A 15492-nucleotide genomic window follows, 5' to 3' on the forward strand; every position below is an offset into this window, starting at 1 on the left:
TATCGGAATCTTGGACGGTCGAGGACATTCTCCACATGGCTCGTAAGAAGATCGCGCTGATCGGCGCTGGCAACATCGGCGGCACGCTCGCGCATCTCGCGGCGCTGAAGGGGCTGGGCGATATCGTCCTGTTCGACGTGGCCGAGGGTGTGCCGCAGGGCAAGGCGCTCGACCTGTCGCAGTGCAGCCCGGTCGAGGGTTTCGACGCCACGATCACCGGATCGAACGACTATGCCGACATTGCGGGCGCGGACGTCATCATCGTGACGGCCGGCGTGGCGCGCAAGCCGGGGATGAGCCGCGACGACCTGCTCGGTATCAACCTGAAGGTCATGAAGGCCGTTGGCGAGGGCATCAAGGCCAACGCGCCGGACGCGTTCGTGATCTGCATCACCAACCCGCTCGATGCGATGGTATGGGCGCTGCGCGAATTCTCGGGCCTGCCGCATCACATGGTGGTCGGCATGGCAGGCGTGCTCGACAGCTCGCGATTCAGCCATTTCCTGGCGGACGAATTCAAGGTTTCGGTCAAGGACGTGACGAGCTTCGTGCTGGGCGGCCATGGCGACACGATGGTCCCGGTCATCAGCTACTCGACCGTGTCGGGCATCCCGATCCCCGATCTTATCGCGATGGGTATGTCCACGCAGGAGAAGATCGACGCGATCGTCCAGCGCACCCGTTCGGGCGGGGGCGAGATCGTGGCGTTGCTCAAGACGGGCTCGGCCTATTATGCGCCGGCGACGAGCGGGATCGCGATGGCGGAAGCGTATCTGTACGACCAGAAGCGCGTCCTGCCCGCGGCGGCCTATGTCGACGGTCAGTACGGGTTGAACGACCTGTATGTCGGCGTGCCGGTGGTGATCGGTGCGGGCGGCGTCGAGAAGATCGTCGAGATCAAGCTGGACGAGGAGGCGAAGGCCAATCTCGCAGTGTCGGTCGACGCGGTGAAGGAGTTGCTGGTGGCGTGCCGCGGGATCGATGGGACTCTGGCCTAAGCCGATTTTGCACGGTGACGCGGTTGCGTACCCCCGCGTAGGCGGGGGTCCAGTTCCGCGCTCCGGTCTGGACCCCCGCCTACGCGGGGGTACGCCAAGGTTCGAAGCGTGTTTATGGATAAAACGGGTTTCGTGTACATCATGGCGCGCGCGCGGAACGGCACGCTTTATATTGGTGTCACCAGCCAGTTGATTTAGCGCATCTGGCAGCACCGCGAGGGCATCGTAGAAGGGTTCACGCGGAAGTACGGTTGCAGGACGCTCGTATGGTATAGGGATTGCGGCTCGATCGACGCCGCCCGGACCATCGAGTTGCAGATGAAGAAATGGCGTAGGGGTTGGAAGCTTCGGGCGATTGAAGCGCTCAACCCGGAGTGGGAAGATCTCTTTCCGACGCTGACATGAATTTGGCCCGCGCAGTGCGGGGGCGGCATAAAAGGACGGCAGGACACCCATGAGCATCCTCGTCAACAAGAATACCCGGGTCATCACCCAGGGCATGACCGGCAACACCGGCACGTTCCATACGGAGCAGGCGCTGGCGTACGGCACGCAGATGGTCGGCGGCGTCACGCCGGGCAAGGGCGGCACGACCCATATCGGTCTGCCGATCTTCGACTCGGTGGCCGAGGCCGTCCAGAAGACGCAGGCCGATGCGACGGTGGTCTATGTGCCGCCGCCCTTCGCCGCGGACTCCATCCTAGAGGCGATCGACGCCAAGGTGCCGCTGATCGTGTGCATCACCGAGGGCATTCCGGTGCTTGACATGGTCCGCGTGAAGCGTGCGCTGCAGGGTTCGTCGTCGCGGCTGATCGGGCCGAACTGCCCGGGCGTGCTGACGCCGAACGAATGCAAGATCGGCATCATGCCGGGTTCGATCTTCTCGAAGGGATCGGTCGGGGTCGTGTCGCGGTCCGGCACGCTGACCTACGAGGCGGTGTTCCAGACGACGAACGAGGGCCTGGGCCAGTCGACCGCGGTCGGCATCGGCGGCGATCCGGTCAACGGCACGAACTTCATCGACGTGCTCGAGCTGTTCCTGGCGGACGACGAGACCAAGTCGATCATCATGATCGGCGAGATCGGTGGTTCCGCGGAAGAGGAAGCCGCCCAGTTCCTGATGGACGAGGCCAAGCGTGGCCGCAGCAAGCCGATGGCCGGCTTCATCGCCGGGCGCAGCGCGCCTCCCGGTCGTCGCATGGGCCACGCCGGTGCGATCGTGAGCGGCGGCAAGGGTGGCGCGGAAGACAAGATCGCAGCCATGGAAGCGGCCGGTATCCGCGTTGCGGCAAGTCCGTCGGAACTGGGTACGACGTTGTCCGCTTTGCTGAAAGGCTGATGAAAGGCTGAAGTCGTAAGGCACGGTCCCCATATCGGACCATGCCGCCGGTTGGCCGGCACGCAGATTGGGAAGACCCGAAGTGGGAAATGATGCCGTGGATGTAGCCGAAGTGGAGGGCGTGAGCCCGTCTTTCGTGGAGGCGCTGTACCGCCGCTATCAAGAGGCGCCGGAGGCGGTCGAGCCGAGCTGGCGGACCTATTTCGCCGGATTGGGCGAAACCATTTCGGGACCGAGCTGGGCCCGCAAGAACTGGCCCCCGACCGACACCGACGCGCTGACCGCCGGCCTCGATCCGACGCAGATGCAGCCGGCACCGAAGCCCGCAAAGGGTGGCAAGCCGGCCCCGGTCGCCGCGCCTCCCGCGCCTGCATCGGGCGGCATTTCGGATGCGGACCTGAAGCAGGCGCTGACCGACTCGATCCGCGCGATGATGCTGATCCGCACCTACCGGGTGCGTGGCCATCTGGCGGCGGAACTCGATCCACTGGGCCTGGCGCGGCGCGATCTGCCGGCCGATCTCGGTCCGGAATTTCATGGGTTTTCCGAAGGCGATCTCGATCGTCCGGTTCACCTCGGCGGATCGCTGGGACTGGAACGCGCGACGGTGCGCGAACTGGTCGAGATCCTGCGGCGCAATTATTGCGGGCATGTCGGCCTGGAATATATGCACATCGGCGACATCGAGGAGCGCCGGTTCCTGCAGGAGCGGATGGAGGGGCGCGACAAGGCGATCACGTTCAGCCCCGAAGGCAAGAAGGCCATCCTGGCGAAGGTCATCGAGGCCGAACAATGGGAGAAGTTCCTCGGCCGGAAATATGTCGGCACGAAGCGGTTCGGGCTGGACGGGGGCGAGTCGATGATCCCGGCGCTGGAAAACGTCATCAAATATGGCGGCGCGGTGGGCGTTACCGAGATCGTGATCGGCATGGCGCATCGCGGCCGGCTGAACGTCCTGGCCAACGTCATGCAGAAGCCGTATCGCGCGATCTTCTCGGAATTTGCGGGGGGTTCCGCCAATCCGGAAGATGTCGGCGGGTCGGGCGACGTCAAATATCACCTTGGCACGTCGACGGACCGTGAGTTTGACGGCAATCGCGTCCACCTGTCGCTGGCGCCCAACCCGTCGCATCTGGAGGCGGTCGACCCGGTCGTACTGGGCAAGGCGCGCGCCAAGCAGACCGAAATCGACGATACCGAGCGTTCCAAGGTCCTGCCGGTCCTGCTGCACGGCGATGCCGCGTTTGCGGGTCAGGGCATCATCATGGAATGCTTCGGCTTTTCCGGGCTGGTCGGCTATTCGACCGGCGGCACGTTGCACTTCGTCATCAACAACCAGGTCGGGTTCACGACCAGCCCGCAATTCGCGCGGTCGTCGCCCTATCCCTCCGACATCGCCAAGATGGTGCAGGCCCCGATCCTCCACGTGAACGGCGACGACCCGGAAGCGGTCGCGTTCGCAACGCGGATCGCCACCGAGTTCCGCCACCAGTTCAAGCGCGACGTCGTGGTCGACATGTGGTGCTATCGCCGCTTCGGGCACAATGAGGGCGACGAGCCGGGCTTCACGCAACCGCTGATGTACGATGCGATCCGCTCGCATCCGCCGGTGTCGTCCGTCTATGCGGCGCGCCTGAAGGCCGAAGGCGTGATCGACGACGCCTGGGTCGACAGCGCGGCGTCCGATTTCGTCGCGACGCTGGAAGCCGATTTCGAGGCGGCCAAGGGCTACAAGGTCAACAAGGCCGACTGGTTCGAAGGCGTATGGAGCGGCTTTGCCGCGCCGCGCGAGAAGATCACCGAGCGGCGCGCGGCTGCAACGGGCATTGCGCAGGACCGCGTCGATGCACTGGCGCAGGTGCTGACCACGCCGCCGGCCGACCTGACGATCCACAAGACGCTGGCGCGCATCCTGGACGCGAAGAAGCAGATGTTCGCCAGCGGCGAAGGCATCGACTGGGCGACGGCGGAGGCGCTGGCGTTCGGGTCGCTGTTGCAGGACGATTACGGCGTCCGCCTGTCGGGTCAGGATGTCGGGCGCGGCACGTTCAGCCAGCGTCACGCCGTCTGGGTCGACCAGAAGGACGCGCACAAGTATATTCCGCTGTCGACGATGAACCGCAAGTTCCAGGTGCTGGACAGTCCATTGTCCGAATTCGGCGTGCTGGGATTCGAATATGGCTATGCCGGCCAGGCGCCCAACACGCTGGTACTGTGGGAAGCGCAGTTCGGCGATTTCGCGAACGGTGCGCAGGTCATCATCGACCAGTTCATCGCGGCGGGCGAGGCAAAGTGGCTGCGTGCCAACGGCCTCGTGATGCTGCTGCCGCATGGTTATGAGGGGCAGGGGCCGGAGCATTCGTCCGCACGGATGGAGCGCTACCTGCAACTGTGCGCCGAGGATAATCTGCAGGTCGCGAACTGCACGACGCCGGCGAACTATTTCCACATCCTGCGCCGGCAGATGCTGCGGAATTTCCGCAAGCCGCTCATCATGATGACGCCGAAGTCGCTGTTGCGGCACAAGTCGGCGGTCTCGAGCATCGCGGACTTTACGGGCGACAGCCATTTCCGGCGGATCCTGTCCGATCCGAACGCACCGGCCGATCAGGACGTGCGCCGGCTGGTTCTGTGTTCGGGCAAGGTGTTCTACGACCTGGCGGACGCGCGCGATGCGAGCGGGGACAAGACCACGACGATCGTGCGGGTGGAGCAGGTCTATCCGTTCCCGTCCGACGCGCTGGTCAAGCGGCTGGCACGCATGCCCAACCTCGAAACCGTCGTCTGGGCGCAGGAGGAACCGAAGAACAACGGATCGTGGTTCTTCGTCGAGGACCTGATCGAGCAGTCATTGAAGGATGCGGGCAAGCCGATCCGTCCGATCTATGCCGGCCGCAAGGCGTCGGCGGCCACCGCGACGGGTCTCGCCCGCAACCATGCCAAGCAGCAGCAGGCGCTGGTGGCCGAGGCGCTTGGCGAACCGCAGGGCGAGGTGGCCGACGCGATCGGTGCCGGCGTCCAGTCCAAGCAGCAGGCGGGCTGAGCGGCCCCGCGACCTCATCGGAATATAAGGAAGACGACATGGCGACCGAAGTAACCGTACCCACGCTGGGCGAGTCGATCACCGAAGCGACGCTGGGACAGTGGCTGAAGAAGCCGGGCGAAGCGGTGAAGGCCGACGAGCCGATCGCCAGCCTGGAGACCGACAAGGTCGCGGTCGACGTGCCGTCGCCGGTGGACGGCGTGATGGGCGAGCAGGCGGTGGCCGAGGGCGATACCGTGCTGGTCGGCGCGGTGATCGCGCTGATCGAGGCGGGGTCGGCATCGACATCCGCCACGCCAGCGGCCGAGAACAAGACCGCGGTGGCGCAGGCCGAGAAGGCTGCTCCGCCGGAGCCGGGTGCGGCGCCGACGACAAGCGCTGGCACCAACGATGCGCTGTCGCCGTCGGCGCGTCGTGCGGTGCAGGAAACCGGGATCGATCCGTCCACGGTCGATGGTTCGGGTCGCGATGGTCGCGTGACCAAGATGGACGTGCAGGCAGCCGCCGCGAAGCCCGCGCCGTCGATCTCCACGCCGGCCCCCGTCGCCGCAGCGCCTGCTTCGACGGCGAACGGCCGCAACGAGGAGCGGGTTCGCATGACCCGCCTGCGCCAGACGGTGGCCCGCCGTCTGAAGGAGGCGCAGAACACCGCTGCGATGCTGACGACGTTCAACGACGTCGACATGACCAACGTCATGGCGGCGCGTGCCAAGTATAAGGATCTGTTCGAGAAGAAGCATGACGTCCGGCTGGGCTTCATGGGTTTCTTCGTGAAGGCGGCGGTTCAGGCGCTGCGTGACGTGCCGTCGGTCAACGCGTCGATCGAAGGCGACGAGATCGTGTACCGCGACTATGTCGACGTGTCGGTCGCGGTGTCGGCGCCCAACGGTCTGGTCGTGCCGGTCATTCGCGACGCGCAGACATTGTCCGTCGCCGGGATCGAGAAGACAATCGGTGATTTCGGCAAGCGTGCCAAGGACGGCACGTTGAAGATGGACGAGATGAAGGGCGGCACCTTCACCATTTCCAACGGCGGTGTGTTCGGATCGCTGATGTCGACGCCGATCATCAACCCGCCGCAGTCCGCGGTGCTGGGGCTGCACCGCATCGATCAGCGCCCGGTGGTGCTGGATGGGCAGATCGTCGCGCGGCCAATGATGTACCTGGCGCTGAGCTACGATCACCGCCTGATCGACGGACGCGAGGCGGTTACCTTCCTGGTCGCGATCAAGAATGCGATCGAAGATCCGACGCGTCTGCTGATCGACCTGTAGGGTCACAGTCCGGGGACGTTGGACTTTGGTTCGGCGTCCCCATCTAGCATGAAGAGAGCCAGCCGCCCTGAGCACCGATCGAGATGGCGTCGCGGCAGAACCGAACCGCTTGAAAGGCGAGCTTACCCATGGCTGATTATGATTTTGACGTTCTGGTCATTGGTGCCGGTCCCGGCGGCTATGTCGCGGCCATCCGCGCGGCGCAGCTGGGGTTGAAGACCGCCTGCGTCGAAAGCCGCGAGACGCTGGGCGGGACCTGCCTGAACGTCGGTTGCATCCCGTCCAAGGCGATGCTGCACGCCTCCGAACTGTTCCAGGAGGCATCGTCCGGCGCGCTGGCCAAGTTCGGCGTGAACATCACCGGTGCCTCGCTTGATCTCGACCAGATGCACGCCGAGAAGTCGAAGGCGGTCAAGGAATTGACCGGCGGGATCGAGGGGCTGTTCCGCAAGAACAAGGTCGAATGGCTGAAGGGCCGCGCGGCTTTCACGGCGGTCGATACGGTCGATATCGCCGGGCGCAGTGTGCGCGCGAAGAACATCGTGATCGCGACCGGATCGTCGGTCACGCCATTGCCGGGTGTCGAGGTGGATCAGAAGATCGTGGTCGATTCGACGGGTGCGCTGGCGTTGCCGACGGTGCCGAAGCATCTGGTGGTGATCGGCGGCGGCGTGATCGGGCTGGAACTGGGTTCCGTCTGGAAGCGGCTGGGTGCCGAGGTGACGGTCGTCGAATATCTCGATCAGATCCTGCCCGGCATGGACGGTGAAGTCCGCAAGGAAGCGACCAAACTGTTCAAGAAGCAGGGATTTGCGCTGCGCACGTCGACCAAGGTGACCGGCGTCGCGGTGCATGGTGAAGGTGCCACGCTGACGGTCGAGCCGGCGGCGGGTGGCGCCGCCGAGACGATCGAGGCGGACGTCGTGCTGCTCGCGATCGGGCGACGGCCGAATGTCGACGGGTTGGCGCTGGACAAGGCGGGGTTGGAGTTGAACGCGCGCGGCCAGGTGGCGGTCGACCATGATTTCCGCACGGCGACCGCGGGCGTCTGGGCGATCGGCGACGTGACGCCCGGTCCGATGCTGGCGCACAAGGCGGAGGACGAGGGCATCGCCGTCGCCGAGAATATTGCCGGCCAGACCGGCATCGTGAACCATGCGGTGATCCCGAGCGTGGTCTACACCCATCCGGAATATGCCAGCGTCGGGCAGACCGAGGAGGCGCTGCGCGAAGCCGGGACGGAGATCAAGATCGGTAAGTTCCCGTTCCTGGCGAACAGCCGTGCCAAGACGAACCGCGATACGGACGGTTTCGTAAAGGTCATCGCGGATGCCAAGACCGACCGCGTCCTGGGCGTACATATCGTGTCGTCGCTGGCCGGCGTGCTGATTGGGCAGGCCGCGCAGGCGATGGAGTTCGGCGCGACGAGCGAGGACATCGCCTACACCTGCCATGCGCATCCGACCCATTCGGAAGCGTTGAAGGAAGCTGCCATGGCGGTGACAGGCAAGCCGATCCACATGTAAGATCGCCGTTTCGTACCTGATCCGGACGCGTTTCGTTCGGGTCGGTTGCGACACGGGCATGGCTGCTGTCACGGATCCCCAGGTCTTGCCTAGTTTTCCAATCGACGATGTCGGGCGGCAAGCGCGATAGGGTAGGTCAAGAACGGTGCGTTCGGACGGGCCTTGAACGTGGTGCCGTTGGCGCTCCGGGTATCCGGTCGTGCCATGGCGCCATCTGGGCCGGCGATGTCGCGCGGCGGGGTCGGAGTGGAACTCCAACGGTCGCGTTCCGATGTGTTCCAGCCACAGGTCGACGCCCGGGGGCAGGTCCACTGGCTGACGCCTTCGGTGTCGCAGCGTTGTCAGGCGGGGGAGATCATGTGGGGCGGCACGAGTTTGTCGCTGGTGTTTTGCGTCCTGTGTCTTCGCCGGCCTGACAATATTCAAGGACGACGGGCGTCGTTGCAGGACCTGCCGGCGATCCCGGTCTGTCGGCGGGGTGATGGCTCACCATTGTAGAATGCCGGCTGACCAGGCGCGGTCCGTAATACGGGCCGAGCGGCCGCACTCGGTAAACCGCGCGGCGGGGAGGCCGGACAGGTTGTTCGATCGGGTCCGCGGGGCAGCCGTTTGGGATATGCGTGATCGCGGGTAGGCGCTGTCCCATGTCCCGGTGTAGGAAGCGCGGATGATAGCCGCGTATCCTGCTACTGTCGCGGCCGCGCTGCCCACGACATTTGCCGCGCTCGATCTGGCCGGACTGGCCGTGTTTGCGGCGTCCGGCGCGCTGGCGGCGGCGGGACGGCGGCAGACGCTGGTGACGTTCGCGTTCTTTGCGGCGGTGACGGGCACGGGCGGTGGGACGTTGCGCGACTTGTTGATCGGGGCGCCGGTATTCTGGCTGCAGGATGCGCGTGCTATCGCGGTCTGTCTGGGCGTCGCAGTGCTGGTGTGGTTCACGCCGCAGCGGATCTGGAGTCCGAAGGCGCTCGACTGGTTCGATGCCGTCGGGTTGGCGGCCTATGCAGTGTACGGCGCGGCCAAGGCGCTGAAGTACGGCGTGCCGCCATTGCCGGCCGCGGTGATGGGCGTCGTGACCGCGTGCATGGGCGGCGTGATCCGCGACGTGCTGGCCGGCGAACCGTCGATCATCCTGCGGCCGGAACTCTATGTGACGGCGGCCGCGCTGGCATCGGTACTGTTCGTGGGGCTGACGCTGGTCGGGCTGCCGTTCTGGGCGGCGGCGGCACTGGGCGCAGGGGCGGGGTTCCTGCTGCGAGCCGCGGCCATTGCGCATGGGCTGGCGCTGCCGGTGTATCGCGGCTGAAGGGTGTGTCTTGCGTTGATGGAGGCGCGGCGATCGGGACGCGCGGATATTTCGCCACCCGTGCGGAAAGCGCGGTGACGTTGGGTAGGCCCGAGAGCTGCCTGTCAGTCAACACCGATGACTGCGATTCGAGCCGCCCTGCCGTTCCACTGGGTGCGCGCAGATTGAGAATTTTACGAAGGGTTCTCGACAGGCTCGAACCGAACGGATTGGCAGTGGCGCTCCGTCCCTAAAGCCACACACGCCGTGCGTGGACGCTGTCCCGTATTACGTCCGGGATGACGAACGTTGAGTTCGCGCGATTGGGGAGGTCTCTTGTTCCGGCGGAGAGGCGCCGGACATATGTGCTTTTTCCGCCGGCCGGGTTGCAACGGCCCCTGATGCCGCACTGGTCGCAGTCGTCGCGACCAGTGCGGCGGCCGTTCGGTTACAGCCCGAGTCGCGTCAGGATCAGTCTGGCCAGCGCCCCGTCGCGGGGTGGGGGGGTGGTCCGGGCGACCGGGCATTCGAGGCAGCGGACCTGGATGGCGGGGCCGTTTGCGATGCGGCGGGCATCGCCGAGAGCCTGGCCCATCAGCCGTTCGGGGTTGCCGGCCAGCCGCGACCAGGGATCGGTCGCCGCCTGGTCGCCCGGGCTGCCGTCGTTGCGGAACATGTCGGTGGCGAACTGCTTGAACGCGTTGGGTTCGCGTTCGATGAACAGCGGATATGCGTCTGCCGGGGCGACCTTAGCGGCGCGGGCGGCATACGCGATGGCGTCGTCCAGACCGCCGAACTGATCGACCAGGCCGATCTGGCGCGCGATGCCGCCGGGCCAGACGCGACCCTGGCCGATCTGGTCGACACGCGCCTGGGGCAACCCGCGCGACCTGGCGACAAGGCCGGTGAAGCGACGATAGGCATCCTCGATCCCGAGCTGGATCAGCCGGTCGAACTGCGGGCTGGTGCCGCGCAGCACGTCCGGCTGACCGGACAATGGCGTAGTGGCGACGCCGTCCGCGGACAGGCCGAGCTTCGTGAGGGTGCCCTGGAAGGTCGGGATGATGCCGAAGACGCCGATCGAGCCGGTGATGGTGGACGGTTCGGCGAAGATGCGGCTGCCCGGCGTGGCGATCCAGTAGCCTCCGGACGCCGCGACATTGCCCATCGATATCACGACGGGCAGCTTGCGGCGCTTCGCCTCCAGGATCGCCTGGCGGATCTGTTCGGATGCGGTGACCGATCCGCCCGGGCTGTCGACGCGGACGACCAGCGCCTTGATCCGGCCCTTGGCCAGTTCCTTCAGGATCAGGTCGGCAATGGTCGTGCCCGCGGCGGTGCCGGGACCGGCCTTGCCATCGACGATCTCCCCAGCGACCGTCACGACGCCGATCGGCGTGCCGCTGCTCCGTTCGGGGTGCCCCGCGACCCAGCCTTCGAACGGTATCGCCTGATAGGATCCGGCGATACCCATGCTGCCGATGCCGGCCCCGGTGACCTGCGCCACGCGCCGGCCGAACGCGATCCGGTTCCCCAGTCGATCGACCAGCCCGGCGCGGACCGCGGCGGTCGCCATGTCGCCACCGGTCGTCGCCGCGATCTGTTCGGGACGCGCGAGATAGGAAGCAAGCTGCGCCTTCGGCCGGGCCTGCGCGACATTCTGGTTCCAATCCGCCCACAGCGCATCGGCCAGCAGCTGGTTAGCCGCGCGCGCGGCCGGCGACTGGTCGGTGCGGGTGAACGGTTCGACGGCGGACTTGAACTCGCCGACGCGGTAGACCTTCGGCGTGACGCCGATTTTGTCGAGGAGGCCCTTATAATATAGCCGCGATCCGCCCGGGCCGGTCAGCAGCACGGCGCCGACCGGGTTCAGCCAGACTTCGCTGGCATGCGCGGCCAGCAGATAGCTGTCGTCGGTATAGCCGGTGGCATAGACGAGGACGGGTTTGCCCGCGCGCCGGACGCGGTCCATTGCTTCGCCCAGCGTGGCGAGGCCGGCCTGACCGCCGCCGACGAACCGATCGAGATCGAGGACGACGCCCTTCACGTTCGCGTCGCTGGCCGCGCCGTCGACGGCGCGGGCCACGTCGCGCAGGCGATATTCGCGGGTGACGGGGGCGGCGCCGGCGATGGCGGCGAAAGGATCTGCATCGGACGGCTGTTCGACCAGCGATCCGTCGAGTGCCAGGACCATCGCGCCCGTAGCCGGCACGCGGGGATTGCCGCCGACTGACAGCGCGGCGAACAGCGCCCCGAAGAACAGGAGCATCAGGAGCAGGACGAGCCCGTCCTTGATGGCGACGAGCAGTTTCCAGAAACCGCGAAGGATACGCATGGGGGCCGGCTTTCGATAGACACTCTGCGGCTATCCGGTCGGGCGGTTGAACGCCAGCGTCATCATGGCATCTTCGTCGCAGACAAAACGTCGCACACAAAAACGTCGCAGGCCGGAACGGGAGACTGTCGCGTTCCGCCACCGCCCTGTCACGCCGCTGAAAAAGTTGCCGTGCACGGGCTTGATCCGGCGGTACTTAAGTCCATATGCCTGTCGCTGGCACTCACCGATGGGGAGTGCCAATAATTTCGACCTGTGGGTCGGGGCGGGCCGGGCGATGACGCCGAACCCTTCCCCGCCCGAAAAGGAGGCAAGCGCCATGAACTTCCGTCCGTTGCACGATCGCGTGCTCGTCAAGCGTATCGACGCCGAGGAAAAGACCGCCGGCGGGATCATCATTCCGGACAGCGCCAAGGAAAAGCCGCAGGAAGGCGAAGTCGTCGCCGCCGGCACCGGGCTGCGTTCCGACGATGGCAAGATCACGCCGCTGGACGTCAAGGCCGGCGACAAGATCCTGTTCGGCAAATGGTCCGGCACCGAGGTCAAGGTCGACGGCCAGGACCTGCTCATCATGAAGGAAAGCGACATTCTGGGCATCGTCGGCTGACGCTGACCGGTTCGGCCTTCCCGCCTGAGCCACTCCGGATTTTCGACGACCTGATCCATTCCCCATACTGAAAGGGTTTCCATCATGGCAGCCAAAGACGTCAAATTTTCCCGCGACGCCCGTGAGCGCATTCTTCGCGGTGTCGATATCCTGGCCGACGCGGTCAAGGTGACGCTCGGCCCCAAGGGCCGCAACGTCGTGATCGATAAGTCGTTCGGCGCGCCGCGCATCACCAAGGACGGCGTCACCGTCGCCAAGGAAATCGAACTCAAGGACAAGTTCGAGAACATGGGCGCGCAGATGCTGCGCGAAGTCGCGTCGAAGACGAACGACATCGCCGGCGACGGCACCACCACCGCGACCGTGCTGGCCCAGGCCATCGTGCGCGAAGGTATGAAGTCGGTCGCAGCGGGCATGAACCCGATGGACCTGAAGCGCGGTATCGATCTGGCCGTCGTCAAGGTCGTCGAGGACCTGAAGGCGCGTTCGAAGCCGGTTGCCGGCAGCCATGAAGTCGCGCAGGTCGGCATCATTTCTGCCAATGGCGACACCGTCGTCGGCGAGAAGATCGCCGAAGCGATGGACAAGGTCGGCAAGGAAGGCGTCATCACTGTCGAGGAGGCCAAGGGTCTCGAGTTCGAACTCGATGTCGTCGAAGGCATGCAGTTCGACCGCGGCTACCTGTCGCCCTACTTCATCACCAACCCCGAGAAGATGGTCGTCGAGCTTCAGGATCCCTACATCCTGATCCACGAGAAGAAGCTGTCGAACCTGCAGGCGATGCTCCCGATCCTGGAAGCTGTCGTCCAGTCGGGTCGCCCGCTGCTGATCATCGCCGAGGATATCGAGGGTGAGGCGCTTGCCACGCTGGTCGTGAACAAGCTGCGCGGCGGCCTGAAGGTCGCAGCGGTCAAGGCGCCCGGTTTCGGCGATCGTCGCAAGGCGATGCTGGAAGACATCGCGATCCTGACGAAGGGCGAGATGATCTCCGAGGACCTCGGCATCAAGCTCGAGAACGTCACGATCGAAATGCTCGGCACCGCCAAGCGCGTGTCGATCGACAAGGACAACACCATCATCGTCGATGGTGCGGGCGACGGCGAGAACATCAAGGGCCGCGTTGACGCGATCCGTCGCCAGATCGAGAACACCGCGAGCGATTACGACCGTGAGAAGCTGCAGGAGCGTCTGGCCAAGCTGGCCGGCGGTGTCGCAGTCATCAAGGTTGGCGGTTCGACCGAAGTCGAAGTCAAGGAGCGCAAGGACCGCGTCGACGACGCCCTGCACGCCACGCGCGCAGCCGTCGAAGAAGGCATCGTCCCCGGTGGCGGTACGGCCCTGCTGTATGCGACCAAGGCGCTAGAGGGCATGAAGGGCGTCAACGACGACCAGACCCGCGGCATCGACATCATCCGTCGCGCGCTGCAGACGCCGCTTCGCCAGATCGCACAGAATGCAGGCTTCGACGGCGCAGTCGTCGCAGGCAACCTGCTTCGCGAGAATGACGAGACGATGGGCTTCAACGCATCGACCGACGTGTACGAGAACCTCGTCGCGGCCGGTGTGATCGACCCGACCAAGGTCGTTCGCACCGCGCTTCAGGACGCAGCCTCGGTTGCCGGCCTGCTGATCACGACCGAAGCGGCCGTTTCGGACGCAGCGGAAGACAAGCCATCGTCGGGCGGCATGCCCGGCGGCGGCATGGGTGGAATGGGCGGCATGGGCGGCATGGACTTCTAAGTCCCGCCATCCTGACAACCAACCGACAGGAAGGGCTGGGGAGCGATCCCCGGCCCTTCTTGCGTTCGCCACGCTTACGCGCCGGCGCGTGCCGTTAGCTTCTCATTAACCCTTTTTCGGCAAGCATCGCACCCGAAGCGGGGGGCAGCGGGAGCCGGACGGATGACCAACAGCAACAGCCTGCGCCGATGGACGGCGGCCGCATTTGCCGGCGTATCGGTTCTGGCGCTGGACGGATGTGCGACGCGCGGCGTGCCAGTCGCCGCGTTGCCCGCTCCAGTGCCGGTCGCCGCGCTGCCGCGCCCGGTCCTGCCGGCCGGTATTCCGGAGCGGCTGGCGGTTCCGATCAGGGATGCGGCCGGTACCTATCGCACGATCAACTATGCGCTGACGCCGGATCAGGTCGCCTGGCATGTCCGGTCGGCGCTGAACGTCGCGGTGCTGTCCTGCCGCGGGCCGGATGAGGCGGTGATTACCGCCGACTATAATGCGTTGCTCAAGCGGCAGAAGCTTGTGCTCGCCGCCGCGTATGAGCGGGTACAGGCACAGTTTCGGCGCACAGGCGGTGCTGGATGGCAGTCCGCGCAGGACGCCCATTCGACGCGGGTCTATAACTTCTTCGCGCTGCCGCCCGCCAAGCCGGGATTCTGTGCCGCAGCGACCGCGCTGCTGACCGAATCGCGGAGCGTGGAGCCGGCGACGTTCGCCAGCTTCGCGGAGGCCGCACTGCCCCGGCTGGAGGCGCCGTTTACCGACGTCTATCGCAGCTATGACGGATACCGCCGCGAACTGGCGGCATGGGAGGCACGCCAGCCCGGCGTGACGATGCAGGCGCAGGCTTTGCCGACCCCGGCACCGGCCCCGCAGGCGGCCGTCGCGACGAAGGTTGCTGCACCGGCCGCGGCCGCGGCGCGCACGGCGTCACCGCGGCTGGAATATGTCGGGCTCGACACGCTGATGGATTGGCAGCCGGTCGCGGTGCGTCGGAACGAGCAGCTCGCCGCGATCCACTGAGCGATTCGGATGTGAACCGGTGGGGACGTTCGGCGTTTTTGTCCGCATGAAGAATGATATCGCAAAGTCCCGCTCCGCGCCGGACAGGCACCGTGCGAAGCTGCGGCTTCGTGCGGGCAAGCGCGTTTCGCTGACGCTGCAGCTTGATGTGAGCAGCGGTGGACTGTTTTCCATCGGTGTGCTGGTTTCGAGCATCCTGCTGTCCACCGCGATCGTGGTCCGTTCCGCGAAAACGTTACCTTTTGCCGCGGCCGACGACGAGGCCTGAGCGCGCGCGACGGTGGTCGCGACCCATCAACGCTGACGGCGGTTGCCGGCCAGGCTGATTTCC

General features: G+C 65.7%; 11 protein-coding genes and 1 pseudogene. 11 read left to right on the forward strand and 1 reads right to left on the reverse strand.

The genetic code is table 11. From position 1 onward, the window contains the following. Positions 1 to 35 precede the first annotated feature (35 nt). From mdh to BKY59_RS16215, 7 genes and pseudogenes are all read left to right on the forward strand, one after another. On the forward strand, positions 36 to 998 hold the full coding sequence (gene mdh / locus BKY59_RS16185) for a malate dehydrogenase (protein ID WP_076073167.1): 963 nt from the start codon (positions 36 to 38) through the stop codon (positions 996 to 998). Between the two features lie 114 nt (positions 999 to 1112). Further along, positions 1113 to 1403 (forward strand): annotated as a pseudogene (locus BKY59_RS18160) (GIY-YIG nuclease family protein). 49 nt (positions 1404 to 1452) lie between these two features. Then, a complete protein-coding gene (gene sucD / locus BKY59_RS16195; protein ID WP_076073168.1) occupies positions 1453 to 2337 on the forward strand; it encodes a succinate--CoA ligase subunit alpha in 885 nt (294 codons plus the stop codon). A gap of 82 nt (positions 2338 to 2419) precedes the next feature. Continuing rightward, on the forward strand, positions 2420 to 5380 hold the full coding sequence (locus BKY59_RS16200; RefSeq protein ID WP_076073169.1) for a 2-oxoglutarate dehydrogenase E1 component: 2961 nt from the start codon (positions 2420 to 2422) through the stop codon (positions 5378 to 5380). A gap of 38 nt (positions 5381 to 5418) precedes the next feature. Next, positions 5419 to 6654 (forward strand): 2-oxoglutarate dehydrogenase complex dihydrolipoyllysine-residue succinyltransferase, encoded by a 1236-nt coding sequence (gene odhB, locus BKY59_RS16205; RefSeq protein ID WP_076073170.1) that lies wholly within the window; start codon positions 5419 to 5421, stop codon positions 6652 to 6654. Between the two features lie 128 nt (positions 6655 to 6782). After that, a complete protein-coding gene (gene lpdA, locus BKY59_RS16210; RefSeq protein WP_076073171.1) occupies positions 6783 to 8180 on the forward strand; it encodes a dihydrolipoyl dehydrogenase in 1398 nt (465 codons plus the stop codon). Between the two features lie 667 nt (positions 8181 to 8847). Next, positions 8848 to 9486 (forward strand): trimeric intracellular cation channel family protein, encoded by a 639-nt coding sequence (locus BKY59_RS16215; RefSeq protein ID WP_076073172.1) that lies wholly within the window; start codon positions 8848 to 8850, stop codon positions 9484 to 9486. A gap of 427 nt (positions 9487 to 9913) precedes the next feature. Here the strand turns inward: BKY59_RS16215 and sppA are convergent, their stop codons facing one another. Beyond that, positions 9914 to 11800, reverse strand: coding sequence for a signal peptide peptidase SppA (gene sppA, locus BKY59_RS16220; protein ID WP_076073173.1), 1887 nt, complete (start codon positions 11798 to 11800; stop codon positions 9914 to 9916). A gap of 319 nt (positions 11801 to 12119) precedes the next feature. On the opposite strand from sppA, the gene groES reads away from it, so the two are divergent. The 4 genes from groES to BKY59_RS16240 all read left to right on the forward strand — a co-directional run bounded on the left by groES (position 12120) and on the right by BKY59_RS16240 (position 15429). Next, positions 12120 to 12407 (forward strand): co-chaperone GroES, encoded by a 288-nt coding sequence (groES, locus tag BKY59_RS16225; RefSeq protein WP_076073336.1) that lies wholly within the window; start codon positions 12120 to 12122, stop codon positions 12405 to 12407. Between the two features lie 84 nt (positions 12408 to 12491). Continuing rightward, positions 12492 to 14147, forward strand: a complete 1656-nt coding sequence (gene groL, locus BKY59_RS16230) for a chaperonin GroEL (protein ID WP_076073174.1) — start codon at positions 12492 to 12494, stop codon at positions 14145 to 14147. 162 nt (positions 14148 to 14309) lie between these two features. Beyond that, complete coding sequence (locus tag BKY59_RS16235) at positions 14310 to 15161, forward strand: hypothetical protein (protein WP_076073175.1); 852 nt, start codon at positions 14310 to 14312, stop codon at positions 15159 to 15161. Between the two features lie 46 nt (positions 15162 to 15207). After that, the gene (locus BKY59_RS16240) at positions 15208 to 15429 is read left to right on the forward strand and encodes a hypothetical protein (RefSeq protein WP_129586439.1); all 222 of its coding nucleotides are present in this window, start codon (positions 15208 to 15210) and stop codon (positions 15427 to 15429) included. Positions 15430 to 15492: the final 63 nt, after the last annotated feature.

The organism is Sphingomonas montana, assembly GCF_001956315.1.
Classification (GTDB): domain Bacteria; phylum Pseudomonadota; class Alphaproteobacteria; order Sphingomonadales; family Sphingomonadaceae; genus Sphingomonas_R; species Sphingomonas_R montana.

Excerpts from the sequence above, each read along its gene's own strand:
- mdh (WP_076073167.1), top strand. The coding sequence starts at position 36 with ATGGCTCGTAAGAAGATCGCGCTGATCGGCGCTGGCAACATCGGCGGC.
- sucD (WP_076073168.1), top strand. The coding sequence starts at position 1,453 with ATGAGCATCCTCGTCAACAAGAATACCCGGGTCATCACCCAGGGCATG.
- odhB (WP_076073170.1), top strand. The coding sequence starts at position 5,419 with ATGGCGACCGAAGTAACCGTACCCACGCTGGGCGAGTCGATCACCGAA.
- lpdA (WP_076073171.1), top strand. The coding sequence starts at position 6,783 with ATGGCTGATTATGATTTTGACGTTCTGGTCATTGGTGCCGGTCCCGGC.
- BKY59_RS16215 (WP_076073172.1), top strand. The coding sequence starts at position 8,848 with ATGATAGCCGCGTATCCTGCTACTGTCGCGGCCGCGCTGCCCACGACA.
- sppA (WP_076073173.1), bottom strand. The coding sequence starts at position 11,800 with ATGCGTATCCTTCGCGGTTTCTGGAAACTGCTCGTCGCCATCAAGGAC.
- groES (WP_076073336.1), top strand. The coding sequence starts at position 12,120 with ATGAACTTCCGTCCGTTGCACGATCGCGTGCTCGTCAAGCGTATCGAC.
- groL (WP_076073174.1), top strand. The coding sequence starts at position 12,492 with ATGGCAGCCAAAGACGTCAAATTTTCCCGCGACGCCCGTGAGCGCATT.
- BKY59_RS16235 (WP_076073175.1), top strand. The coding sequence starts at position 14,310 with ATGACCAACAGCAACAGCCTGCGCCGATGGACGGCGGCCGCATTTGCC.
- BKY59_RS16240 (WP_129586439.1), top strand. The coding sequence starts at position 15,208 with ATGAAGAATGATATCGCAAAGTCCCGCTCCGCGCCGGACAGGCACCGT.